The 23,699-nt window shown below is 35.9% G+C and carries 25 protein-coding genes; 8 read left to right on the forward strand and 17 right to left on the reverse strand.

Features of this window, described 5'->3' with window-relative positions; genetic code table 11:
* Position 1: 1 nt before the first annotated feature.
* The 9 genes from KBP46_RS03360 to KBP46_RS03400 all read right to left on the reverse strand — a co-directional run bounded on the left by KBP46_RS03360 (position 2) and on the right by KBP46_RS03400 (position 7,914).
* A complete protein-coding gene (locus KBP46_RS03360) occupies positions 2 to 502 on the reverse strand; it encodes a CinA family protein (protein ID WP_047430617.1) in 501 nt (166 codons plus the stop codon).
* Between the two features lie 128 nt (positions 503 to 630).
* Positions 631 to 2,769 carry a catalase gene (locus KBP46_RS03365; protein ID WP_216444633.1) on the reverse strand — a complete coding sequence of 713 codons (2,139 nt, stop codon included), beginning with the start codon at positions 2,767 to 2,769 and terminating at the stop codon, positions 631 to 633.
* Between the two features lie 58 nt (positions 2,770 to 2,827).
* Positions 2,828 to 3,205, reverse strand: a complete 378-nt coding sequence (locus KBP46_RS03370; RefSeq protein WP_062669667.1) for a hypothetical protein — start codon at positions 3,203 to 3,205, stop codon at positions 2,828 to 2,830.
* 15 nt (positions 3,206 to 3,220) lie between these two features.
* Positions 3,221 to 3,523 (reverse strand): hypothetical protein, encoded by a 303-nt coding sequence (locus KBP46_RS03375; protein WP_131797461.1) that lies wholly within the window; start codon positions 3,521 to 3,523, stop codon positions 3,221 to 3,223.
* A gap of 62 nt (positions 3,524 to 3,585) precedes the next feature.
* Positions 3,586 to 4,173, reverse strand: a complete 588-nt coding sequence (locus KBP46_RS03380) for a ferritin-like domain-containing protein (protein ID WP_120231083.1) — start codon at positions 4,171 to 4,173, stop codon at positions 3,586 to 3,588.
* A 72-nt stretch (positions 4,174 to 4,245) separates the two neighbouring features.
* Positions 4,246 to 5,040: a KGG domain-containing protein gene (locus KBP46_RS03385; protein WP_062669673.1), complete on the reverse strand. Its 795-nt coding sequence runs from the start codon at positions 5,038 to 5,040 to the stop codon at positions 4,246 to 4,248.
* A gap of 215 nt (positions 5,041 to 5,255) precedes the next feature.
* On the reverse strand, positions 5,256 to 5,744 hold the full coding sequence (locus KBP46_RS03390) for a Crp/Fnr family transcriptional regulator (protein ID WP_301285854.1): 489 nt from the start codon (positions 5,742 to 5,744) through the stop codon (positions 5,256 to 5,258).
* Positions 5,745 to 5,920: 176 nt separating this feature from the next.
* Entirely contained in the window at positions 5,921 to 6,517 is a 597-nt protein-coding gene (locus KBP46_RS03395) for a Crp/Fnr family transcriptional regulator (protein WP_120231082.1), read from the reverse strand.
* 512 nt (positions 6,518 to 7,029) lie between these two features.
* Positions 7,030 to 7,914, reverse strand: coding sequence for a DMT family transporter (locus KBP46_RS03400; protein ID WP_117753074.1), 885 nt, complete (start codon positions 7,912 to 7,914; stop codon positions 7,030 to 7,032).
* A 96-nt stretch (positions 7,915 to 8,010) separates the two neighbouring features.
* On the opposite strand from KBP46_RS03400, the gene KBP46_RS03405 reads away from it, so the two are divergent.
* Positions 8,011 to 9,432 (forward strand): PLP-dependent aminotransferase family protein, encoded by a 1,422-nt coding sequence (locus KBP46_RS03405; protein WP_062669682.1) that lies wholly within the window; start codon positions 8,011 to 8,013, stop codon positions 9,430 to 9,432.
* A 145-nt stretch (positions 9,433 to 9,577) separates the two neighbouring features.
* On the opposite strand, the gene KBP46_RS03410 is transcribed toward KBP46_RS03405, so the two are convergent.
* From KBP46_RS03410 to KBP46_RS03430, 5 genes are all read right to left on the reverse strand, one after another.
* On the reverse strand, positions 9,578 to 10,174 hold the full coding sequence (locus KBP46_RS03410; RefSeq protein WP_034698263.1) for a Crp/Fnr family transcriptional regulator: 597 nt from the start codon (positions 10,172 to 10,174) through the stop codon (positions 9,578 to 9,580).
* On the reverse strand, positions 10,171 to 10,551 hold the full coding sequence (ytxJ, locus tag KBP46_RS03415) for a bacillithiol system redox-active protein YtxJ (protein ID WP_216444634.1): 381 nt from the start codon (positions 10,549 to 10,551) through the stop codon (positions 10,171 to 10,173). The genes KBP46_RS03410 and ytxJ overlap by 4 nt, the downstream gene beginning before the upstream one ends.
* A complete protein-coding gene (locus KBP46_RS03420) occupies positions 10,548 to 10,949 on the reverse strand; it encodes a DUF1569 domain-containing protein (RefSeq protein WP_062671526.1) in 402 nt (133 codons plus the stop codon). The genes ytxJ and KBP46_RS03420 overlap by 4 nt, the downstream gene beginning before the upstream one ends.
* 53 nt (positions 10,950 to 11,002) lie before the next feature.
* Positions 11,003 to 11,539 (reverse strand): YfiT family bacillithiol transferase, encoded by a 537-nt coding sequence (locus KBP46_RS03425; protein WP_062669686.1) that lies wholly within the window; start codon positions 11,537 to 11,539, stop codon positions 11,003 to 11,005.
* A 209-nt stretch (positions 11,540 to 11,748) separates the two neighbouring features.
* A complete protein-coding gene (locus tag KBP46_RS03430; RefSeq protein WP_216444635.1) occupies positions 11,749 to 12,891 on the reverse strand; it encodes a DEAD/DEAH box helicase in 1,143 nt (380 codons plus the stop codon).
* A 214-nt stretch (positions 12,892 to 13,105) separates the two neighbouring features.
* Between KBP46_RS03430 and pncA the strand changes: the two genes are divergently transcribed.
* Positions 13,106 to 13,711 (forward strand): bifunctional nicotinamidase/pyrazinamidase, encoded by a 606-nt coding sequence (gene pncA / locus KBP46_RS03435; RefSeq protein WP_034698270.1) that lies wholly within the window; start codon positions 13,106 to 13,108, stop codon positions 13,709 to 13,711.
* 161 nt (positions 13,712 to 13,872) lie between these two features.
* On the opposite strand, the gene KBP46_RS03440 is transcribed toward pncA, so the two are convergent.
* Positions 13,873 to 14,787 (reverse strand): pseudouridine synthase, encoded by a 915-nt coding sequence (locus tag KBP46_RS03440; protein WP_062671528.1) that lies wholly within the window; start codon positions 14,785 to 14,787, stop codon positions 13,873 to 13,875.
* Positions 14,788 to 15,155: 368 nt separating this feature from the next.
* Between KBP46_RS03440 and aroB the strand changes: the two genes are divergently transcribed.
* The 6 genes from aroB (at position 15,156) to KBP46_RS03470 (ending at position 20,970) form a co-directional block, all read left to right on the forward strand.
* A complete protein-coding gene (gene aroB, locus KBP46_RS03445; protein ID WP_062669692.1) occupies positions 15,156 to 16,202 on the forward strand; it encodes a 3-dehydroquinate synthase in 1,047 nt (348 codons plus the stop codon).
* 273 nt (positions 16,203 to 16,475) lie between these two features.
* The gene (locus tag KBP46_RS03450; RefSeq protein ID WP_062669694.1) at positions 16,476 to 17,111 is read left to right on the forward strand and encodes a porin family protein; all 636 of its coding nucleotides are present in this window, start codon (positions 16,476 to 16,478) and stop codon (positions 17,109 to 17,111) included.
* Positions 17,112 to 17,341: 230 nt separating this feature from the next.
* Positions 17,342 to 17,962: a porin family protein gene (locus tag KBP46_RS03455; RefSeq protein ID WP_216444636.1), complete on the forward strand. Its 621-nt coding sequence runs from the start codon at positions 17,342 to 17,344 to the stop codon at positions 17,960 to 17,962.
* Between the two features lie 205 nt (positions 17,963 to 18,167).
* Positions 18,168 to 18,755: a porin family protein gene (locus KBP46_RS03460; protein WP_062669698.1), complete on the forward strand. Its 588-nt coding sequence runs from the start codon at positions 18,168 to 18,170 to the stop codon at positions 18,753 to 18,755.
* Between the two features lie 431 nt (positions 18,756 to 19,186).
* Positions 19,187 to 19,885: a porin family protein gene (locus KBP46_RS03465; RefSeq protein WP_216444637.1), complete on the forward strand. Its 699-nt coding sequence runs from the start codon at positions 19,187 to 19,189 to the stop codon at positions 19,883 to 19,885.
* A gap of 365 nt (positions 19,886 to 20,250) precedes the next feature.
* On the forward strand, positions 20,251 to 20,970 hold the full coding sequence (locus KBP46_RS03470) for a porin family protein (protein WP_120231076.1): 720 nt from the start codon (positions 20,251 to 20,253) through the stop codon (positions 20,968 to 20,970).
* Positions 20,971 to 21,059: 89 nt separating this feature from the next.
* On the opposite strand, the gene KBP46_RS03475 is transcribed toward KBP46_RS03470, so the two are convergent.
* Positions 21,060 to 22,007 (reverse strand): glycerophosphodiester phosphodiesterase family protein, encoded by a 948-nt coding sequence (locus KBP46_RS03475; RefSeq protein ID WP_216444638.1) that lies wholly within the window; start codon positions 22,005 to 22,007, stop codon positions 21,060 to 21,062.
* A 144-nt stretch (positions 22,008 to 22,151) separates the two neighbouring features.
* Positions 22,152 to 23,651 (reverse strand): amidophosphoribosyltransferase, encoded by a 1,500-nt coding sequence (gene purF, locus KBP46_RS03480; protein ID WP_062669706.1) that lies wholly within the window; start codon positions 23,649 to 23,651, stop codon positions 22,152 to 22,154.
* Positions 23,652 to 23,699: the final 48 nt, after the last annotated feature.

Raw genomic sequence — 23,699 nt, forward strand, 5'->3', positions numbered from 1 at the left:
TTTATTTTAAGATTAAAAGCCTGTTAAGCTCACTTTTAAAACAGCCCAGAATAAATTCCGTGTAATACAGCTGGGCATTTAGAGCTTGTGTTTTCGGATGTAATTCCAGTTTTTTAGTCAGGACAATCTCACCTTTGTAAGAGAATGAGAAATAGGCAAAAATTTTATATCCTGAATTCCGGATTGGCGTGCAGTAGCCGGTAGTGGCAATAGACCAGTCGGATTCGTAAAGTCTTGCTACATTTAAAGCCATCGTCTCTGCAATATTCTCTGAAACGCAGTCACATTCTTCGGCTTCCTGTCTGTCAACCTTTAGTAATTTTACTTTTTCTGACAAAGAATAGGCTGTCATTCCTCCTTTGTAGAACATTGACGCATTAGGCATCTGTGAAAAAGCCAGTTGCAAGCATCCTGACGTAACACTTTCTGCAATTGAAATGGTTTCATCGGTGGTCATCAGTGACTGACTTATATATTCTAAAAGATTTTTCTGAAAATCCATAATAATATAATTTTTAATGAGGTTAAAAAAAAGAAAGCTAAAAAAAGCTGCTGAATAAATAGACAGCAGCTTTGCTTTCACATAAAAATATTCAAGTTGCTTGGTGTGGTGTGAAGGGTGTTTATCATTTAAGCGTTTCTCTCCTTTTCAAGATCCCAGACTCTGTGCTGAGCAACAGCCTGGATGAATTTATCTGATGGATCATTGTCTTCCCATGTAATGATTGCAGGATCCTCATGTTGTTTCGCTGATACATTGGAATTATGGTAAAGTACCTCTGTATCTTTTCCAAAGTAAATTGCTTTACAGTGTTTATAAGCTTCATTGATGAAATGCAGAACCAGATGTTTGTTTTCAGCAATCATCAATTCTTTTACGGAATTTTCTCCCGGACAGATGGTAAGAGCATCAAAACAGACACTTGCCGTACTGGTAAGAGAATGTTTGGGAGTCAGCTCGGAACCGTCATTGAGTTTTACCGGAGCAACACTTGTTGCAATCAGTTCCACTCTGGCACCTTCTGCTTCAAGTTTTGTTTTAAGATCATTGACAGCTCCTCCATCTGCACCGTTAGCCAGAATAAAGCCTATTTTTCGGCTTTTAATCGTGTTTTTAACGGTATTCATCATGCTTAAAGCATCAGAAAACTGTGTATGTGGTTCTTTTTCTTCGCTTTGAAGTTCTATGATGTTACTATCCGCCGGCAGACTTTGATTGGGCCATTCCAGTTTTTTAACTTCCACTCCTAATTTTTCCGCTACTTTCCATGCAAGATCTGTATCAATATAGGCAAGCTGCCCTACCAGTCTTTCTCTGATCTCAGGACGGGTTACCTTTGACAATTCAAAGATCAACGCATTCTGAAGGTGTGTTTTCTCCGGTGCAGACTGGCTGTTATAGAATAATTTCGCCTGTGAATAATAATCTACAAAGCTTTTACTCCTTTCTCTGATCTTCACTCCTGAAACTCTTTCCTGCTGGGAGGTAAAGCCGCCTTCAGACATCATGGCCTGAAAAGGACATCCACCGCCTATGGAATTCGGTTCATAGCTGCTTTTTCCTTTCACGATCTGCTGTCTCATATGGCCATCTCTTTGGTTGTTATGAACCGTATTGATGGATTTGTTGATCGGTATTTCATGGAAATTAGGCGACCCCAGTCTTGAAAGCTGTGTATCGGTATATGAAAATAATCTTCCCTGCAGCAGCGGATCATTGGTGAAATCAATCCCAGGAATAATATGTCCCGGGTGAAAAGCAATCTGCTCGGTTTCTGCAAAGAAATTATCCGGATTTCTGTTAAGCGTTAAAGTTCCAACAATTTCTACAGGAACTTCTTCTTCGGGAACAGTTTTTGTAGGGTCAAGAAGATCAAAATCAAATTTGTGTTCATCTTCTTCAGGAATAAGCTGTACCCCGAAATCCCATTCCGGATAATCCCCATTTTCAATGGCTTCCCATAGATCGCGTTTATGGAAGTCAGAATCTACTCCGGAAATCATCTGAGCTTCACTCCAGGCTACGGAATGCACGCCTAATCTGGGCTTAAAGTGGAATTTTACAAAATGTACTTTTCCTGCCTCATTGATGAATTTAAAAGAATGTACGCCAAAGCCCTCCATCATTCTCAGACTTCTCGGGATCGCTCTATCGCTCATTAGCCACATAATCATGTGCATACTTTCGGGCATTAGTGAAATAAAATCCCAAAATGTATCATGAGCAGATGCAGCCTGCGGAATTTCATTGTCTGGTTCCGGTTTTACGGCATGCACAAGATCAGGAAACTTGATCGCATCCTGAATAAAAAATACCGGCATATTATTGGCCACCAGGTCATAATTTCCTTCTTCAGTATAGAATTTCACCGCAAATCCACGGACATCCCTTGCAAGATCTGTACTTCCTTTACTCCCTGCTACAGTTGAAAACCGTACAAATACAGGTGTTTCTTTTCCCAGTTCTGTTAAAAATTTTGCTTTGGTATACTCTGCAAGGCTTTTAGTAAGTTTAAAAATGCCATGCGCGCCGGAACCTCTGGCGTGAACTACTCTTTCAGGGATTCTTTCATGATCAAAATGGGTAATCTTTTCCCTCAGAATGAAATCTTCCAGTAATGAAGGGCCGCGCTCTCCGGCTTTTAAAGAATCCTGATTGTTATTGATCTTTAAGCCCTGATTGGTAGTCAGTTTTTCATTATCATTGGAAGTACTGTGTACATCCAGTTGTTCTGCTTTCTTGTTGTGTTCGTTGGTGTTCATATTCATAATCTTTTTGTGGTTGGTGTATTTTCTTTCAAAAGCAGTAGATCATTGGACACAGAAATTAATCTGTCTTATTTCCCAGAATTTCAAGAATCCTGTTGATATATTCTTCTTCCTTCAGAACTTTATAATAAGCTGTTTTGGCATATAAAGTAAATGCGGGAGATTCATATCTTATTTCAGCATCCATATCCGTAGTTTTCGTTGTGTTATTAGAGTGGAACTCCTGGATATTGAGGATATATTCTTCGAGATAAGTATCTATAACTCCTTTCAGAACTTCACAGGTAGCATTGTTCTTAATCTTTTCCAGAGACTTGATCAGAAAAGCTGTCACTCCGTAAGAATTCATAACAGACGGAAATAAAGACTCATTCTCTATTGCATTATTTTTGTTGTTCAATTCGGACTGTTGCAAAGTGTCGTTTTCAAATGTCATATTCAAAAAATGGTATTAGTTATTGGAAACTTTCAAATACTGTTCAAAATAATGAAGGTCATTTTTATCTTTTATGGATAAATAAAACATGATCTGCTCCGGTTCTTTTAAGCCTATACTGCCTAAACAGTCGAAATGAGCAATTAACGCCTGGATATTTTCAATATCAATATCTTTCAGAATGATAAATAGCAGGAAGATATTTTCTCTGATCTCTTTAGCATAAATTGCAGCTCCATCTTCGAAACACGTCCCTGTATGGGAGACTTTTACAAAATCTTTGTGTTTCAGTGTTTTTATGATTTTCTGACAGTCCATATATTTTGATTTCATGATTAAAATAAGCCATATAGAACAATCTATATGGCTTATTGCATAGTTTAGTCTTCTTGTTCTGCATCGAAATTGATGGATGTCTCCGCAATATCTGTAAGATACGAATCCGTATCTTCTTCTTCCTGAAGGGTTCTTTCAAGAAGGTCTGCAGCCTTATCATGTCCCATGGTTATGGCTAGCTGGGCCAGCCCGCCGTAAGTGGCAATTTCGTAATGTTCTACTTTCTGTGCAGCAATAATTAGTGCTACATCTCTTGTTGCAGAACCATCTTCTGTGGATTTGATGACTTCTTCGCCTTCTTCGATGATTCCTTTAATAGCTTTACATTCTTTTTTTTCGGGCTTTTCTTCAATAAGCTGGAATACTTTTTCCAGTCGCTTAACGTGTTTTTGGGTCTGAAGATGATGATCTTCAAACGCATCCTTCAGTTCTTCCGTTGTTGCGGCTTCCTGCATCTTTTCCAGCGCTTCAAGAATGGCATTTTCAGCAAAATAAATATCTTTAAGAGCACTTACAAAAAACTTATGCAGCGGAGAACTTTTCATTTCATCCTTGTTGACTGTTTCTTTGTCTGCCGTACCTTTCTTGGTAGCAGGAACTGCACTTTCAGTTTCTAATATTTTATTGGGCATGGTGTAAATGGTGTTTGTTATTAAAGGATTACCTCTTTATATAAGTCTAAAGAGGCAATCCTGGAAAAAGAATTATGAATTACGTCTGCCTCCGAATCCGGAACGACCTGAAGATCTTCCGCCTCCGTGGGATGCCTGGCCTCCCATTCTGGCTATTCTTGTACGCTCAGATTTACTCATCGCAGCAAATCCTCTTCTTGAATTTCCTGAGTTTGAGTTTGAACCTCCTCTTCCTGAGCTATTACTATTGTTTCCTGATCTCGATGAACCTCCTCTTCCTGAGCCGGAACCTGAGTTCGAAGATCTGCCTCCACCATGTGAAGCCTGACCTCCCATTCTGGCTATTCTCGTACGCTCAGCTTTGCTCATGGAAGCGAAACCTCTTCTTGAAGTACCATCTCCCGATGATGACCTGCCTCTGCCTCCTGATCGGGAGCCGGAACCAGAATTTGAACGTCCTCGGGAACTACCACCGGAGTTTCCTCCACGAGAACCGCCTCTACCGGAAGTAAATCTTCCCTGGCTGTCTCTCTGCTGGTTGCCGTTTCCGCCTCTTGAACTGCTTCTTCCTCCTCTACGACCCCTCTGATCATCATCGTCTTCTTCGTCATCATCATAATCTTCATCATCTTCATCATCATAATCGTCGTCGTATTCATCATAATCATCTTCATCGTAATCATCATCATAATCGTCATTTTCATTATCAAAATAATTTTCATATTCTGAAAAATCATCGTCATAATCTTCATCTCTTGTTGCATCATTAAAACCATGATCATATCCTAATTGATATACTTCTTCAAGGTTTTCTGGCGAATGCGAACGCCCTCTTGAGCTGCTGCTTCTCGAATTTCTAGTGTTCATAACTGAATTTTTTTATTAATATTCAGTGATGTCTATTGCAGTCCGTGACTAGTATTAGACGGCAACAATTGGGTGTCGGTAATTTTAAATAATAATAAAAGCGAAATGCTTTTTGCTTGCCTTTTACTAAGGGCTTAAGAATAGTGTTGAAGAACTATGCCAAATGTACAATAGAATAACTCACGTTTTTATGATCTGAGTCATTAAAATCATATTTAATATAAAATTTTACGATCTTTTAAAGAAAGTATACCTTCTTTTTCCATCTTTTTTAGGTTTCTAATCACTGTTTCTACACGCAGACCTGTAAGATTGGCAATCTGTTGGCGTGTAAATGCGATGTGAAAACACTGATGACAATCTTCATGATGAAAGCTTTTAAGATAATCCATTAATCCTTTTAGTCTATGCATGGGATTTAGTGAAGCCAGGCTCTGCATCATTTTTAGTTTATAATAAATTTCCTGGGAAAAACAGGCATTCATTTCAAGAGAAAGATGGGGGTGCTGATCGATCATTTCCAGAAAATTATTTTTGGGAAGTCTTATAATTCTGGATGCCTCAAGACAAACTGCATTCACCGGATAATCCTGACTAAGAAAAAGCATGGCTTCCCCAAAGCTTTGATTTTTACCTAAAATATTATGAATAAACTCTTTTCCCTCTTCACTATAATTATTAAGCTTCACCTTTCCGCTACCTATCTGAAAATAATAAAGCGCATGATCTTCTTCTTTAAAAACAACTTCTTTTTTTTATATATCCTGTCTTCTGCGCCATAGGAGTACAAAAGATTTTCATCAATATTCATACAGCTTATTGTTTTCATAATTTCAATGGATTTTTTTAATGAAAAACAAATAATATGCCTGAAATAAGGTTAGTATAGAATTTTACGATTTTCAATTCTCACAATTTTATCTCTTTCCATATGTTTAATCGTTCTTATTGCAGTTTCCACGCAAAGCCCTGTAAGACTCGCCATTTGCTGCCTAGTTAAGGGAACTAAAAAAGAATAGGGACTCAGGTCTTTTTGAGAACTTTTAAGATAGTCCATTAATCCTCTAAGCCGTATAGAAGGGTTTTGAGAAGAGAGACTCTGCATCATAATGAATTTATAATAAAGGCGTTCAGAAAGAAAACTGTTTACCTCCATATATAATTCAGGAGATTGATTCAACAGATTGAAAAAAGCAGATTTATGAAGTCTCAGAATACTGCATTCTGTAATAGCTTCCGCATTCACAGGATATGGCTTTTCTATAAAAAGAATAGATTCTCCACAACTTTCTCCGTCGGATAAAATATTTTGAATAAACTCTTTGCCTTCCTCATTATAATTGTTGAGTTTTACTTCTCCTTTTACAATCTGGTAATAATAATTAGGAATGTCTCCTTCAAAGAATATCATTTCTGAAGGGGTATAACGTCTCGTTTCTGCTCCCGCTGAAATCAAAATGTTTTCGTCGATAACCATAATAGTTTTTTTTGGAATTGTTTTCTTCTTCCTATCCTCCTAGTCTTAGTAAAAATATTATTGATAATCGATACTGAAATGAATGCAAAAACCACACCTTACCTATTGTCATTAAAGTTAAAAAATGTTAAAAATTTCAACAACTTTAAGTCTTTTTGTATTTATTGATTGAATATCATTACTAAAAATGCAATTAAATTACTTTTTTGATATTGTATTTTTAAAAACATAGTTTCATCAATATGTAAAAACGCCAAACAATAAACCCCGATTCTCTTGATTAGAACGGGGTTTTCAATGTAATAACAGGAAAATTTGTTATTTTTTTTGTATTCTATTGTTACGGCTTCTTGTAATATATGTACATTTTTTTGAAAAAACCGTAGATCCTATATTGTACCGGAAGGGATTGGATTTGTATTGGAAAACCTGTAAGATTCTTGTGTTAATAAAGTCAAAATAAGATTATGATTGGTTAATTCTTTTATAAGTCATGAATGCTTTATATTTAATTATTTCGCAAACTTCTTAGTTCCTGCAACACATAAGATCACTCCTACTGTCACCCCTAGCATTCCTACACTTACCTGCTCATGAAGAAGCCATGCAGCCAATGCCAGCCCAAAGAAAGGTTGAAGTAACTGCAGCTGGCCAACAGTAGCTATTCCTCCCTGTGCTAATCCTTTATACCAGAATATAAATCCAATAAACATACTGAAAAGAGAAATATAAGCCATTCCAAACCATCCCTGAAAACTGACATTTTGAATATCAGCCGGAAAATAAATAAAAAATAAAGGAATCATTACAGGCAGCGCCAATACCAAAGCCCACGAAATCACCTGCCATCCGCCTAATGTCTTGGATAATTTAGCTCCTTCAGCATAACCCATACCACATAAAATAACGGCAAGCAGCATCAGAATATCTCCAATAGGTGATGCAGATATTCCTTGTGAAACAGCATAGCCAATCACCAAAAGGCTTCCTACAATCGAAAAAAGCCAAAATATAGGATGAGGTCTTTCACCACCACGCATCACACCAAATACAGCAGTAGCCAAAGGTAACATTCCCAGAAATACAATAGAATGCGCTGAAGTAAGATATTGAAGCGCTAATGCTGAAAGAAGAGGAAACCCTACCACACAGCCAAGAGAAACCAATAATAATGGAATCAAATCTTTTTTGACAGGACGTTTTTCTTTCCCAAGCCATAATACGATAAGCGCCAGGACTCCGGCAACAGCTGCACGAACAATCGTTACAAAAGTAGGACTCATTTCCATTACAGCTAATTTAGTGGCCGGCAAACCGCCGCTAAATAAAACTACACCTATAAATCCATTGATCCAGCCACTTATATTTTCATCTTTTGATAGTTGCTTTGTCATCATTTTATTCAAGCTTTTAATTAATATTCAAAATTAGAAAGGATAATTAAATAAACACAGTATCAGTTTTGTATATTTGCATGAGCACAGTTTAACAATATGAGTAAAGAATTTTTATATACGGAAATTGCAGACGGAATTGCAGGACAGATCAGAAATGGGATTCTAAAGACAGGAGATAAGCTTCCTTCTGTAAGAATGCTATGCCAGGAACATCAGGTGAGTATGAATACTGCCAAGCGTGTTTTTCTCGAACTGGAATCACAGTCTTTAGTAGAATCTAAACCACAGTCTGGGTATTTTGTAAGCCAGCTGCTCTCTGCAAAACTTCCTTTACCTGAGGTAAGCCGCCCATCATTGATCGCCAATAATGATGAACCGGATGAACTGATCAGTAAGGTATATGAAAATATGGGTAAAAAGGATCTTACCTTTTTCTCTATAGGAATTCCATCAGGAGCTCTCTTACCTCAGGCTAAACTTAAGAAAGAAATTGTAAACGCCACAAGGGAATTAAAAGACGGTGGTACAGAATATGAAGAACTTCAGGGAAATCTGAAGTTAAGAAGAATGATTGCTGTACGTTCTTTGCAATGGGGAGGAAATCTGAGCGAAAATGACCTGATTACCACCAATGGCGGAATGAATGCTCTTTCTTTTTGTTTAATGGCTTTAGGAAAACCAGGAGACACCGTTGCTATTGAAAGCCCTTGTTATCCCGGAATTCTTCAGCTTGCCAATGGTTTGGGTTTAAAAGTCTTGGAACTTCCTACCCATCCCACTACCGGAATAGAAATTGAGGCTTTAAAAAAATTAATGCCTAAAATAGATCTGTGCTTGTTGATTCCCAATTTTAATTCACCTTTGGGAAGCTGTATGCCTGATGAAAATAAAAAGGAAATTGTAAAAATACTTTCTGAAAATAATATTCCGTTGATAGAAGATGACGTCTATGGAGACCTTTATTTTGGTTCCAGCCGTCCAAAATGTTGTAAATCTTTCGATAAGGACGGAAACGTACTGTATTGCAGCTCTATTTCAAAAACTTTGGCTCCCGGATATCGTGTAGGCTGGATTGCTCCGGGGAAATATAAAGATAAAATTCTTAAGCTTAAACTGCTGCATTCTACATCTTCTATTTCCATTGTGAATGAAGCTGTTGCCAATTTTCTGAAATCCGGAAAATACGAAAAGCACCTTCAGCAGCTTCGCAGAACATTACAGTTCAATTATCAGAACTATGTACAGACCATTGCGGAATCTTTTCCTGAAGGCACAAAAACCAGTCGTCCACAGGGAGGCTTGTCTTTATGGGTAGAATTTGATCAAAAGATTCGAACAACAGAATTATACGATCTGGCCATTAAACAGAATATCAGTATCGCTCCCGGAAGAATGTTTACCTTTCAGGAACAGTTTGAAAACTGCATGAGGCTCTGCATAGGGCTTCCATGGTCGGAAGATACACAGACAAAACTCAGACAGGTTGGACAGCTTGCCAAAAAGATTTATTTAAAGTAAGGAAGATGGAGGCCGGAAGATTGAAGCTAAAATAGTTTTAAAAATAATTTACCTTAATTCTTATTGATATTGTAAAGGAAATCTTATAACTCTTGAAGTTTTTTTATATTTACCAGAACTTCAAGCCTCCATCTCCCAGCCTTTCTTATTTATTATCCGGGATGAAATTTTTTCTCGCCAGCTCCTTTCTTACACGGCTCAGGCTCTCAGGAGTAATTCCGAGGTAAGAAGCAATCATCCATTGTGGAACTCTCAGGAGTAAATCCGGATACATTTTGATGAATTTCATATACCTTTCTTCTGCAGTCTCTCCCAATAAAGAATTGATCCTGTTTTGAAGACTTCTGATATGTTTCTGAAGAAGAAAATCACTTCTTTCGATGCTGTTCGGAAATTGTTCTACCAGTTTGTTGAAGAAATCAGGATGAAGAAACAAAACTTCAGAATCTTCCACTGCTTCTATATAATAAATGGATTTTTCATTGAAATAAAGGCTGCTTCGGTCAGAAATCAGCCAGCTTTCCGGAGCAAACTGTATAATATGTTCCTTTCCGTTTTTATCAATGGAATACATCTTTATCAGGCCTTTTTCTACAAAGAAAATATGTCGGCAGATTTCACCATACTGAAGAAGGAACTGATTTTTAGGAATTTTCTTTACTTCATAGTGAAGACTACACGTATTCACATTCTGAAGCGGAACATTTAAAACTTTGGCTAAATAATTATTTATATTCTTCATGATACAATCTGGCTTAAAGAAATATCCTGGTGTGAAGCACTGTTAACAGGTTTTCCGTTCTCTATGACAATCAGCTGCGGACTTTCATGTCTGATCTCAAAATCTGCTGCTATTTTGTTAGAAACAGGCCGGTGTGCCAATAAATCCAGATAGTATACACTCACCGGTTGGTCTGAATTTTCTATTTCTTTTTCAAAGTTTTTCAAAACTGTCCTGCTTATGAAACAGCTTGTAGAATGTTTAAATATCGCTATCCTATTCTGAAAAGAGTCTTCCATTGCTTTGGCAAGGTCTTCTTCAGATTCTATCTTTTTCCAGAATGTTTTTTGGTCAGGGGTTTCGTTTTTACCACCGAATATTTTATCAAAAAAACTCATACATTAAATTGTTTTAGATGATGATCAAGATGTTTGTATTCTAAAAATGTCCAGTCTTTTTCAGTCATTGTACCGAATAATCTGTGGCGGTCCGGCAGGTTGTTTTTTTCACAAACTTCCCGGAATTCTTCCAGCGTTTTCAGCAGATTGGTTTTTGAAACATCGAAATCACACTCAAAATTAACGATTAGTTTTTGAAAAGTAGGCATGTTTCTGGGAATTCCATTATTGAAAATATGCATTTCTATTTTAGTAAAAATCCCTACTGCCTCAAAAATGACATTAATACGGGGAAGTTCGAACTTTCCCAAAGCCACCTGAAGAACTAAATCACAATGCTTTAGCATTTGACACACGTTCATCTTCCCCCATTTTCCAATAGAGTTTTCAGATAACATAGAAATCCTGTTAATGATTTCCTGATAATATATAGGATTATTAAGACGTTTTCTTACCAACCTTTTTCTATCTTCAGATTTTCAATATGAGCAAAATGATGATTGCAATGCCACACATATAAAGCAAGGCTTTCTCTTAAATTATAATTTTTATTGTGCTCAGGATGATGAAAGGTTCTTTCAAACTGTTTATTGGTAAGACTTTTAAGAAGAGCTACCCATCTTTGGTGTGTTCCCTTCAACATTCTCATTGCCGGTTTTACGGGCATATGAAAACTGTCCTGTAGCTCCGCCCATTTCGCTTCATCATAAGGCTTTATAGTAGGATTTTCTTCTGTCAGTGCCAGTTTGAAACGGATAAAACTGTTCATATGACTGTCAGAAAGATGATTCACAAGCTGCCTTACTGTCCAGCCTCCTTCTCTGTAAGGAGTATCCAATTGATCATCTGTAAAATGTTCAATAAGATTCTTTAGCCTTCCAGGAAAATCTTTGATTACTTTGATATAAGTATCCAATGTAATATCACAAATATTTTCAGGCACTTCAAACGGGCCTATTGGAAACTTTTTTTTCTCTAAATCAATCATTGTTCAGGTTTTAATTTTTTAATTATTGGTATTACTATTATTGATGAGAATAATTGACAAATACCAGCTTGCGCGAATTTATCAAAAATTCAAGAATATAAAGTGAATAAAGCATTAATTATACCGATAATGTTTTTTGTGGTACCGATTTTTTATTAAAAAAGGCTTCAATTGTATAAACTGAAACCTTTCTTGATTATAATAAAGTATTAATATCCGTGTAAATCAATACCTTCTGTTCTTTGCAGGGTTACTTTTCGACCCATTTTCTTTTGAATTACTCTGAAATGCTGCAATTCATCATCCGTCAAAATGCTGATTGCACTTCCTTTTTCATTGGCACGCCCTGTTCTACCAATACGGTGAATATAATCCAGCGGTGAACGCGGCAACTCGTAATTGATAACACATGGCAGGGATTCAATATGGATTCCTCGCCCAATTAAGTCTGTAGCCACCAAAATCTGAGCACCGTTTACTTTAAATTCTTCCAGATTATTTATTCTCGCTCCCTGTGACTTCTGGCTATGAATGGCCACAGCTTTTATTTTATTCTTTTTAAGTTTCTCTACCAGATTATCTGCAGATCTTGTAGACGAAACAAAAATCAAAGCCTTTTCAACTTTTTTTTCTTTGATCAGATATCGTAAAAAAGGTCCTTTATTTTCCGGAGCAACATGATAAGCAAGCTGTTCGATATTATCAATTTCAACTTCTTCTTTTTTAATCTCAATAATTGTAGGATTGATAGAAAGACGTTCTTTCATTTCAGCAACTTTATCATTCAAGGTAGCTGAAAATAAAGTAGTTTGTTTCGCTACAGGCATCATGGCAAAAAGCTTATTCATTTCTTCACCAAACCCTAGCTGAAACATTTTATCTGCTTCATCAATCACCAAATGTTTAATTCCTGAAATACTTAATGCATTATGATCAATTAAATCCAGCAGACGTCCCGGAGTAGCAATCAAAACTTCCACTCCAAACATTCCCTTCATCTGTGGATTGATAGAAACACCTCCATAAACAGCCATCGTACGGACTTCTCTCTTTAGATTTTCTGTGAATGCCCTGAAAACTTCATCGATCTGAATAGCTAATTCCCTGGTAGGAACCAATATCAAAACCTGAACATTACGGTTTTTTTTAACTTCCGCATTCTGTAATTTTTCTAGAATCGGCATCACAAAACACGCTGTTTTACCAGAACCTGTCTGAGCAATTCCCATCAGATCTTTCCCTTCCAAAATAACAGGAACAACCTGCTCTTGTATAGGGAACGGTTTTAAATATCCTAATTTTTTGACAGAACGAATAATATTGTGTGATAATCCTAACGATTCAAATGACATAAAAATACTTATTTCCTGCAAAGATACGCTATTGATATTTGGTGTAAGCCTCAAAATACAATAGGCTGTAGATAAACTTCAATTATTTAAAATTTTATGCCTTTCATTCAAAAACATTGAAAATTTATATTGCCGATTTGTCCGAAAATTCAGGTTTGGACAAATTTTTGAAGATTAGTTTTGTAAATTTATCAAAAATTCGAGAAATCAAAATATGAAAAAAGCGTTAATAATAGTCGATGTACAGAATGATTTTTGTGAAGGCGGAGCACTTGCAGTTCCTGGAGCGAGCGAAATTATTCCATACATCAATCTCCTGATGGAGGAAAATGAATATGATCAGGTGGTTCTTACACAAGACTGGCATCCTGCAGGTCATAAAAGTTTTGCAAGCAGCAATGGAAGAAAGGTAGGAGAAAGTATTATTTTAAATGGTGTTCCACAGTTTATGTGGCCGGATCACTGTATTCAGGGAACTTTTGGGGCAGAATTTCACAAAGATCTGAACAGAGATAAAGTAACCCACATTGTACAGAAAGGTAAAAATATTGAAATTGACAGCTACAGCGGTTTCCAGGATAACAACCATTTTATGAAAACAGGTTTGGATGATTTCCTGAAATACCATGATATCCAACTGGTAGAAATTGTAGGTCTGGCATTAGACTATTGTGTTAAATTTACAGCACAGGACGCAGTAGCTAACGGATATGTGACGTGCCTTCATTTCAATGGAACACGTGCAGTAAACGTAAAACCTGACAACGGCAGAGATGCCATCTATGAAATGATTGAAAAAGGAGTAACGGTGTTGGGTTAATTCTTTTTAGTGATGAATGATGAGTTATAAATTTTGCAATTCACCACTTACAACAATAAAAAAGCGCAGAAAATAATTCTGCGCTTTTTGTTTTTATCCTGAAGATACTTTTTGAAAGAATGAAAGATGTTAGAAACCTGAATCTGTCATTCATCGTTATTTTAAAGCATTTTAAGGTTGTTCACTTCCAGTTCTGTAAGGATTCTCCAGTGTCCTCTCTTGATATTCTTCTTCGTTAATCCTGCAAACATTACTCTGTCTAAAGATTCTACCTCGTATCCTAATCTCTGGAAAATTCTTCTGATCACACGGTTCCATCCGATGTGGATCTCAATTCCAATTTCATTCTTAGGTTTCCCTTCAATATATGAAATCTGATCAACCACAGCTAATCCTTCATCAAGACGGATTCCTTCTGCAATAAGACGTAAATCTTCACCAGTAAGTTTTTTATCCAATGTTACATGATAAATCTTCTTAGCATCAAAAGATGGATGCGTCAGTTTTTTGGTCATGTGTCCGTCATTGGTCAGTAAGATAACTCCTGTTGTAGAACGATCCAGTCTTCCCACCGGGAAAAGTCTGTACGGAGAAGCATTCGCTACAAGATCCATTACAGTTTTTCTTGCTTTATCGTCTTTTGTAGTAGAAATATAACCTTTTGGCTTATTCAAAAGTACATATACAGGTTTTTCAGGAGTAATGCTTTGTCCGTCAAAAACTACTCTGTCTGTTTTCTGTACCTGATATCCCATTTCAGTTACCACCTTTCCGTTGACTTCTACCAATCCCTGAGTAATCAGTTCATCAGCTTCTCTTCTGCTGCAGATTCCGGAATTAGCGATATACTTGTTAAGACGGATGCTGTCTTTATGAACATCTTTTTCAATTTTATTCAACCTTCTTTTCTGTACAAAAGATCTTGTTTTGTCATCATTTCTGTCTTCACCATTAGATGGTCTTCTTCCGTATTTCAGGCTGCCTCTTTCATACTTATCTCTTGTATCGAAATTCTTTCCTCCTCTCTTCGGTTTTCCAAAAGATTTTTTCTCATAGCTCTCACTTTTGTTCGTGATATAAGGTTTTCTTTCAGATTTTGAACCTGAATCTTCGTTAGAATTTTCGAAACTGTCGGTATTTCTTTTAAAAGGTTTCTTTTCAAATCTTGAGTTGGATCCCTGATGTTCTGGTCCTTTTCTTCCTCCGTCTTTAGAGAACGGCTTCTTGAAAGGTTTTGATCCTGAAGAATTTCCAGATCTGGAAGCACGAGAATCATCAGAACTTTTCTTGGTTGAAATTCTTGGTCTCTTTGGTCTATCTGAATTATTATTATCTCTGCTCATTCTAAAAATTTATGCAAAGATAGTAATTTAGTTACGAGTTAAAAATTAAGAATCATAACTTTGCACTATAGTTTACATTTTAACTTTACATAAAATAGAAGATGATAACAATATTAAACGATAATTTTTCACAGCTCAACGAGTTTCTTCACGAAAAAACTTTCAGTAAAATTTTCATTCTTGTAGATGAAAACACCCATGAATACTGCCTTCCTGTTCTTTTAGGAAATATGGAAACGGATCTTGGCTTTGAAATTTTAGAGATTGAAGCGGGAGAAGAAATGAAAAATATCCAGACAGCCAATCAACTTTGGGAAATTCTTACAGAAATGCAGGCGGACAGAAAAGCGCTGGTTATCAACCTTGGCGGTGGTGTAATAACCGATATGGGCGGATTTGTGGCATCTACTTATAAAAGAGGAATACAGTTTATCAATATTCCTACTACCCTTCTATCGATGTGTGATGCTTCCATAGGGGGAAAAACCGGGATTGATCTGATGCACTATAAAAATATGGTGGGAACTTTTGCTTTCCCTGAGCAAATCTTTATTTTTCCCAAATTCTTAGAAACACTACCTTTTAAAGAATTAAGAAGCGGATTTGCTGAAATGCTGAAACATGGGTTAATTGCTGATAAAAATCATTGGGACCAGCTAACACAGATCCGTAAACTGGAAGTAGAAACGGTAATCCCACATATTCAAACGTCTATGAATATCAAACAGAATGTTGTAGATCAGGATTTCCATGAGCAGAACATTAGAAAAACACTTAATTTCGGGCATACCATAGGACATGCGGTAGAAAGTTTATGTCTGCAGCAGGAAAACCCGATTCTTCACGGTGAAGCTGTGGCTATGGGAATGATTGCTGAAGCTCATCTGGCTTATCTTGAAAACCTTATTTCTGAAGAAGATTCAAAAATAATCATTGAAAACATTCAGAGATATTATCCATACCTTGATATCAGCGATTTTAAAGATGAAGATATTACTGCTTTACTACTGAATGACAAGAAGAATACCGACAGCAAAATCAATTTCTCTCTGCTTTCTGGAATAGGTTGTTGCATCTATGATCATCAGTGCAGCAAGGAAAATATCCTTGAATCTTTATCTTTTTATAGAAAATTGAACGATGCTTAACGTGTTTTTCAAAAATAAATTTATTTTAAAACGTGTTTTTGACAAAATTGTCAATTTAGACCACGTCTAAACAAACATTTATTTAAAATTACAAATATTTAACAATCAATACTTTATTTAAAAAATCACTTAAACACTAAGTGATTTTTTATTGATTTTACTCATAAAAAAATTTTGGCAAGCAATTTGAAAGATACTCTCCGTTCAACTGAAAAGCTGGACAAGTAGTAAAATTTAAAATTAAGAAAGAGTAAAATTAAAAAAATTAAAGTTATGAAAAAGTTAATTTTAGGATTAGCGTTAACTGCAGGAACATTCGCATTCGCTCAACAGACAGGAAACACATCTTCTAATCCGGTAACATTTGGGGTAAAAGGAGGTATGAACGTTTCTTCCCTTTCAAAAGATAGCGGTCTTGATGATCAAAAATCTAAAATAGGATTCAACGCAGGTGTATTTGCCAACATTCCATTAGCCGCTTCATTCAGCGTTCAGCCAGAGGTTCAGTATTCACAATATGGTAATAAATCAGATTATACGTTAGCAGGAACTAAATATTCAGCTTCTACTAAACTAGATTATATTACAGTACCGGTAATGTTCCAGTACAACCTGATTCCAAATCTTTATGTGGAAGCAGGACCTGAATTTGGTTTTATGGTAAGTGCTAAAAACAAGTTCAAAAATGAATCAAACGGGCAGTCAAGTACTACAGACAACTACAAAGACAATTTAAATACATTTAACTTTGGTATTGGTCTTGGAGCTGGATATTATTTCACTCCGAACTTAGGACTTACCGCAAGATATGTTGCAGGTTTAACAGATGTAGCGAAAAACAGACCTAGTGGATCTGATGCTACAAGAAACAACCTATTCCAGGTAGGATTAGCTTATAAATTTAAGTAAGCTACATATTCACTAACAAATTTTATATTCAATAAAAAGAACAGATTAATTTTTTAATCTGTTCTTTTTTTATGTTAAAATAACAAAGTGTCGACAAAATAACAAAAATATATCCCAATTTGATGATTTATGGATTTGTTAAAAACCCATAAAGTCTTTATACAAGGGGTTTACCGGCATATTGTTTGTTGCTTCTCGGACGTTAAACAACGTAAAAATTAAACTAATCTATGAAAAAGATTTTTCTGGGCCTGGCACTTATCGCAGGTACTTTTGCTTTTGCTCAAAGCACTTCAACTTCTACAGAGGCTACTACTCCATCCACATCTTCACCCAAAATCAAATTCGGTTTGAAGGCGGGATTAAATGTTTCCAACCTTTCTAATATGGATATGAATTCAAAAGCCGGATTCCATGGTGGTGTTTTTGTGAATATTCCTGTCGCTAAGGATTTTTCGGTTCAGCCGGAAGTATTATATAATGCTGTGGGAGCTAAAGAGAAAGGAGGCAGCAATGCAAAACTTAATTTAGAATATCTTTCCGTACCTGTAATGTTCCAATATAAAGCACTTCCTAATCTATATGTGGAAGCAGGACCACAATTTAGCTTTTTAATTGATGCAAGATTAAAGAAAAGCGCTTCTACTGGTGCTTTAAAAAATGCAACTCAATCGTTCGACTTTGGAATCGGGTTGGGAGCCGGTTACAATTTAACCAAAAACATTGGCGTGAATATAAGATACACTGCAGGATTATCTGATATTGTAAAAACAAAATACCAATACGGATATGACAGAGAAGGATCTGTTCGAAATGGTGTATTCCAGGTAGGAGTAAACTACAAATTCTAAAGCTTTATTAAGCTTTTTTCATTAAATTTTTATAATTAAAGTGGAGTCGGATTAAAATTAATCCGACTTTTTTAATGCGATAGAAAAATTATTCTTCAAAAACCACAATAAATAGTACATTCACAGTACATTTACACTTTGGCATACAGTTTGTTTCTTAATGAAAAGTTAAATAAAACTTAAAAACTATTAAAATAAAAAACTTATGAAAAAGATTTTTTTAGGCCTTGCCCTAGTAGCAGGTACTTTTGCTTTCTCTCAGAAAACTTCAACAGCTTCCGCTTCGCCAGTTAGATTTGGTGTAAAAGCAGGTCTTAATATCTCTACTCTTTCTGATAATGACTTCAACTCTAAAGCCGGATTTTACGGAGGAGTATTCGCAAACATTCCTGTAGCTCAGGACTTCTCTTTCCAACCGGAAGTAATGTACAGCGGAATGGGAGCAAAATTTAAAGCAGACAGCGATGCTAAAGCAAACCTAGATTACATCTCTGTTCCTTTAATGCTTCAGTACAATGCTCTTCCTAATCTATACCTGGAGGCTGGACCACAGTTTAGTTTCCTTGTGAATTCAAAATTAAAATATAAATCAAACTCTGCAGATGCCAAAGATATTTTCAAATCATTTGATTTCGGAATTGGTCTTGGAGCAGGATACTATTTCACACAAAATATCGGAGTTACTGCAAGATATGTTGCAGGTTTAACAGATGTAGCGAAAAACAGACCTGATTTATCTGAAGATAAAGCGAAAAACGGAGTATTCCAATTTGGTTTAGCTTACAAATTCTAAAAACAAACTTTCTATTCAATACAAAGCCGGATTATAGTAAATCCGGCTTTTTTATTGTTTGAATATTTTTTGGCAAGAAATTTGCGTACAGAATAGTAATTGTACTCTATTCCGGAATTTCCAATTTTACAGTTCCTGTTTTACAATGAATAGGTATTGATTCAATTGTGTATTCAATTGAAATTCAAAACTAACTCTAACTATTACCATTAATTTTTAACGAGAACTGCAAGAGATAGCTGGACATTAGAGTGCACAACAGAATACTGAAAAGTGTTTTGCTTTATTTAAAATACATTTTGATTTCAATAGAAAAAGTCAGGTTTATTAGTTTAATCCTGACTTTTTCGCATACCGTATGATTTTTATCACTTCTTATCTTTATGGCAGATATTTTGCCACAAAAAAAACAGAAAATAAAACTTATAATCATGAAAAAAATTTTTCTAGGACTTACACTTGTTGGCTCTTTTTTAATGAATGCTCAGGAAAAAGAAAAGTCTCCTACCCAACCATCTTCAGTAAAACTTGGGATTAAAGCTGGTTTCAATGGTTCTACTTTCAGCAGAGGGGAAAGAAACGAAGTTGATAATAACGAAAAAATCAAAGCCGGTTCACATATCGGAATATTTGCCAATATTCCTGTTGCTGAAAAATTCAGTATACAACCCGAGCTTCTTTTCAGCCAGCTAGGATCAAAAACGGAAGATCTCTTTATTCATGATTCCGGAGATTATTTTACGAAGCAGGAATATGAGTACAAAACTAATCTAAACTACCTTACTCTTCCTATTATGGTTCAATACCATATTCTTCCTCAATTGTATGTGGAAGCAGGACCTGAATTCGGATTACTTCTGGGAGGAAAAATAGAAGGAGACGGAAGAAACGAAATAAGATACGATAATACAACGACTGTTAATTCTGAGAATTTCTCTAATAAAATTTCAATGAAATTATATAATAAATTCAATTTTGGAATTGGAATTGGCGCAGGATATTATTTTACACAAAATTTTGGAGTGACTGCAAGATTCACAGCAGGTATAACAGGAATTTTCAAGAATGATTACGGTAGTAAAGTCAAAAACAATGCGCTTCAGCTTGGAGTGGCTTATCGCTTTAAATAGAGATATTTATTATTTTCAAAACGGATGCCGGGCTTTTAAGAGTCCGGTATTTTTATTTTTTATTCTTAAAAAGAGCCCGGAAGAGTTATTAATCCCTGAAAAAGTCAATTCCAGTTAAAAATTTTTCATGATTTCAATTATCAATAATAAAGCGCATTGAGCATTCAACTATTTTCACAAAACATTCAGTTTACAAAACATTTATTCATCAAAAAGGGATAAATGGTTTAAAATAAACTTTCCAAAAACCATCTGAAAAGCCCTTTAAACAGGCATTTTTCGACTTTGGCAAGCAATTTGCAAAATACTTGGAGTCTGATTGAGAGATATCCGACACACAAATAGTAAAATTAAAAAATAAAATTATGAAGAAGTTATTTTTAGGATTAGCATTAACTGCTGGTACACTAGCTTTCGCTCAGGAGACAGAAACAAAGACGGAAACGAAAACAGTCAATGCATCACCACTAAAAAAAGATGTTCAGCCTATTAGATTCGGGATCAAAGCAGGGGGAAACTCAGCGTATTTCAGCCAGCAGAAATTTGGAATCAACACACAACAACTAGGTTTCCACGCAGGTGTATTCGTTAATATTCCAATTTCTAAACAATTCAGCTTCCAGCCAGAGGTATTATATAACCAAATGGGGGCAAAAGATGTAATGTATTCTACAGAAACTGACAATGGAGTAACGAATGTAAAAACTAAAGTACAGAGCAGAGTAAAAATGGATTACATTTCAGTTCCATTAATGGTTCAGATGAGACCTACTGACAAATTTTATATTGAAGCAGGACCTGAATTCAGTTATTTCATTAACGGGAAAAATAAAGGAGAATCTACTGTAGCAAGTACTACTGGAGGTGTTACAACAACTACTTCAAGTTCTCACTCTACAGATATCGACAAAGATATGATCAACAAATTCAACTTTGGTTTAGGCCTTGGTTTAGGATATGATATTACTTCCAATATCGGTATCAATGCAAGATATGTAAACAGCTTAACAAAGATTGATAAGAGCATGTCTGCCGCTGAAAACAACAACAGAGTATTTCAGTTAGGTCTTAACTACAAATTCTAATTAAGAACCAATTTTTTAACCGAAGTGCATTAACCTTGCACGCATAAAATAGCCGGAAGATTTTCTTCCGGCTATTTATATCAAAAGTTTTATTCAAATATTGTCGGATCATCACTGATCACCCCATCTATTCCCATTTCTTTTAATTCCTTTAATCTTTCTCTGGTATTCACAGTCCATGGGATTACTTTCATGCCTAATGAGTGGCATTCCTGTATTAATTGAGACGTTACAAGATTGTGTTCCGGACTGTAAATAGTAGGAGTGAAACTCAGGAACTTCATATCTCCGGCTACTCCACTCAGATGATCTGGATACATTTTGAACTTTTCCACAGAAATATTTTTAAAATAAGCCTGCTGCTGGGCCAGTTTTTTATCATCTACCTTTTCCACAAGTAAAGCGGTCATGATTTTAGGATATTCTTTATGAAGAATTTCCAGTGTCCGTGGATCAAAAGATTGAATGATTACCCTGTCCTGAATATTTTTTTCTACAATAATCTTCATCATCAGATCTACAAATTCTTGCGGTTCAGGATGAAATATGTTATCAGAAAAGGGACGTGTTTTCGTTTCTATATTGTAAAAAGGCAGTGGTCTTTTCAATTCTCTGGCATAAGCCTCAGATGCATCAATGACGTCTGAAAAGAGCGGTTTCTGAGCCTTCATTTTCTTTTGATCAGGATAATTATTCAGTTTTTTTAAACCTACGTCAAATGTTTTGATCTTTGCGTAAGGCATTTCATATATTTTGTAATAAAAGCCTGAATCTTTGGGAATGTAAGTTCCATCCGGTTTTGTAACCAATTCCGGTGAAAGAAAAGCATCATGCGAAAGAATCACTTTTTTATCCCTGGTGATGGCCAAATCCATTTCCAGAGTTGTCACATTCATTTTAAGGGCATTCTTCATTGCCGGGATCGTATTTTCGGGGTAAAGAGATTTTCCTCCGCGGTGTGCCTGCTTGTCAAAAGACTGCGAAGAATACAATTGGGTAAATACCAGAAAAATACCCGTAAAAAGTGCGTTTTTCATATCCTGAAGTTTTAATCTGACAAAATTAAAACTCCATTATATACTGTATAATACAGGAATATTAAGCTTTTGCTACATTTAAACAACAAAAGAGCCGGATTACAAATCCAGCTCTTCTATTTTGATATATTTCAGATAAAGAGATTAATTGAATAAATCTATCTCTTCTCCTTTTCCAACAGGATATTCTTCTGTAAAGCATCCGAAACAGTGATTAGCTGATCCTAAAATGTCTTTCAGGTTGTCTATGCTTAAAAACTCTAAAGAATCTACCCCAAGATAATTTTTAAGTTCTTCCGTAGTCATATTCGCTGAGATAAGATCATCTTTAGACGGAGTATCAATTCCCAGATAACAAGGAGCAATAATGGGTGGAGAAACACTTCTGAAGTGAATCTCTTTTACACCTGCATCTTTTAAAATTTTAACCAGTCTTTTAGATGTTGTTCCACGAACAATAGAATCGTCAATAATGACTACTCTCTTGTCTTTCATCTCAGAGATGATCGGGTTCAGCTTAAGGTTTACTACCCTTTCTCTCATTTCCTGTGTAGGAACGATGAAACTTCTTCCGATATATCTGTTTTTGATCAAAACCGGACGGAAAGGTATTCCTGAAGCTTTAGAGAAACCAATAGCAGCCGGAACTCCGGAATCCGGAACTCCAATTACCAAATCAGCTTCTACAGGAGCCTGTTCCCAGATTTTCTCTCCGGATTTTTCTCTGATCTCGTAAACATTGATATTTTCTAAGGTAGAGTCAGGTCTTGCGAAATAAATATATTCGAAAGAACAGATTCTCTGCTTACCCTTCGCTTCATCCATCATATAAGAATGAAGTTTTCCAGGTTCGTTTTCGTTGGTATAAATGATCTCACCAGGAAGGATATCACGTACATACTGAGCACCCACAGCATCCAATGCTACAGATTCTGAAGCTACTACATAAGATTTTTCATCAATAGCCCCCAATACTAACGGACGGATACCGTTGAAGTCTCTGAATGCAAAGAATTTGTTTCGGGTCATCCCTACTACAGAATAAGCTCCTTCAATCTTTTCCATGGTTGCTTTAATCGCTCCACGAAGACCTAAATCAAGGTTTTTCTGAATCAGTCTCAGGATAACTTCAGAATCGGAAGTCGCTCTGAAAACTACGCCTTCAGCTTCTAATTCTGCTTTTAATTCTTTGGCATTGGTAAGGTTACCATTGTGTGCTATCGAAAGTATAATCTGGTCATATTCGTTTTTCGCGAAAAATGGCTGAAAATTATATTTCTTCTTATCTCCTGCAGTGGTATAACGGGTATGCCCAATTGCAGAATTTCCCATAAAAGTTTCAGGTTCCTGAATTTCTTTATAAACATCCAAAACCAGTCCTTCGTCTTTCATGTTTGTGATTCTTCCATCCTTTAAAACGGAAATACCACAAGCCTCCTGACCTCTGTGCTGTAATGCAAAAAGGCCAAACTGTGAAAGAGAGAAAGTATCCAGATCATTATCTGAATACATTCCGAAGATCCCACATTCTTCATTAGGGGCATCCAGTCTTTCCTCTTCCTGAGTTCTGAAAAGATTCCTTCCGTAAGTCTGGGTTTCAAACTGTTTTAAATATTCACTTTTATGAATGTCTAAACTTTTCATTTCTATTTTTTCTAAATTAAAAGATTAAAAAATTTAATGATTAAAAAG

Origin of the sequence: Chryseobacterium sp. PCH239, from assembly GCF_018924625.1 — a bacterium.
Lineage (GTDB): Bacteria > Bacteroidota > Bacteroidia > Flavobacteriales > Weeksellaceae > Chryseobacterium > Chryseobacterium cucumeris.

What these genes read in the sequence shown, in the direction of transcription:
- KBP46_RS03455 (WP_216444636.1), top strand. Translation starts at nt 17,342, where the DNA reads ATGAAAAAGATTTTTCTGGGCCTGGCACTTATCGCAGGTACTTTTGCT.
- KBP46_RS03380 (WP_120231083.1), bottom strand. Translation starts at nt 4,173, where the DNA reads ATGCCCAATAAAATATTAGAAACTGAAAGTGCAGTTCCTGCTACCAAG.
- KBP46_RS03370 (WP_062669667.1), bottom strand. Translation starts at nt 3,205, where the DNA reads ATGACATTTGAAAACGACACTTTGCAACAGTCCGAATTGAACAACAAA.
- KBP46_RS03430 (WP_216444635.1), bottom strand. Translation starts at nt 12,891, where the DNA reads ATGTCATTTGAATCGTTAGGATTATCACACAATATTATTCGTTCTGTC.
- aroB (WP_062669692.1), top strand. Translation starts at nt 15,156, where the DNA reads ATGATAACAATATTAAACGATAATTTTTCACAGCTCAACGAGTTTCTT.
- KBP46_RS03385 (WP_062669673.1), bottom strand. Translation starts at nt 5,040, where the DNA reads ATGAACACTAGAAATTCGAGAAGCAGCAGCTCAAGAGGGCGTTCGCAT.
- KBP46_RS03360 (WP_047430617.1), bottom strand. Translation starts at nt 502, where the DNA reads ATGGATTTTCAGAAAAATCTTTTAGAATATATAAGTCAGTCACTGATG.
- KBP46_RS03375 (WP_131797461.1), bottom strand. Translation starts at nt 3,523, where the DNA reads ATGGACTGTCAGAAAATCATAAAAACACTGAAACACAAAGATTTTGTA.
- KBP46_RS03400 (WP_117753074.1), bottom strand. Translation starts at nt 7,914, where the DNA reads ATGATGACAAAGCAACTATCAAAAGATGAAAATATAAGTGGCTGGATC.
- KBP46_RS03450 (WP_062669694.1), top strand. Translation starts at nt 16,476, where the DNA reads ATGAAAAAGTTAATTTTAGGATTAGCGTTAACTGCAGGAACATTCGCA.
- KBP46_RS03405 (WP_062669682.1), top strand. Translation starts at nt 8,011, where the DNA reads ATGAGTAAAGAATTTTTATATACGGAAATTGCAGACGGAATTGCAGGA.
- KBP46_RS03460 (WP_062669698.1), top strand. Translation starts at nt 18,168, where the DNA reads ATGAAAAAGATTTTTTTAGGCCTTGCCCTAGTAGCAGGTACTTTTGCT.
- purF (WP_062669706.1), bottom strand. Translation starts at nt 23,651, where the DNA reads ATGAAAAGTTTAGACATTCATAAAAGTGAATATTTAAAACAGTTTGAA.
- pncA (WP_034698270.1), top strand. Translation starts at nt 13,106, where the DNA reads ATGAAAAAAGCGTTAATAATAGTCGATGTACAGAATGATTTTTGTGAA.
- KBP46_RS03410 (WP_034698263.1), bottom strand. Translation starts at nt 10,174, where the DNA reads ATGAAGAATATAAATAATTATTTAGCCAAAGTTTTAAATGTTCCGCTT.
- KBP46_RS03475 (WP_216444638.1), bottom strand. Translation starts at nt 22,007, where the DNA reads ATGAAAAACGCACTTTTTACGGGTATTTTTCTGGTATTTACCCAATTG.
- KBP46_RS03425 (WP_062669686.1), bottom strand. Translation starts at nt 11,539, where the DNA reads ATGATTGATTTAGAGAAAAAAAAGTTTCCAATAGGCCCGTTTGAAGTG.
- ytxJ (WP_216444634.1), bottom strand. Translation starts at nt 10,551, where the DNA reads ATGAGTTTTTTTGATAAAATATTCGGTGGTAAAAACGAAACCCCTGAC.
- KBP46_RS03470 (WP_120231076.1), top strand. Translation starts at nt 20,251, where the DNA reads ATGAAGAAGTTATTTTTAGGATTAGCATTAACTGCTGGTACACTAGCT.
- KBP46_RS03465 (WP_216444637.1), top strand. Translation starts at nt 19,187, where the DNA reads ATGAAAAAAATTTTTCTAGGACTTACACTTGTTGGCTCTTTTTTAATG.
- KBP46_RS03395 (WP_120231082.1), bottom strand. Translation starts at nt 6,517, where the DNA reads ATGGTTATCGACGAAAACATTTTGATTTCAGCGGGAGCAGAAACGAGA.
- KBP46_RS03420 (WP_062671526.1), bottom strand. Translation starts at nt 10,949, where the DNA reads ATGTTATCTGAAAACTCTATTGGAAAATGGGGGAAGATGAACGTGTGT.
- KBP46_RS03365 (WP_216444633.1), bottom strand. Translation starts at nt 2,769, where the DNA reads ATGAATATGAACACCAACGAACACAACAAGAAAGCAGAACAACTGGAT.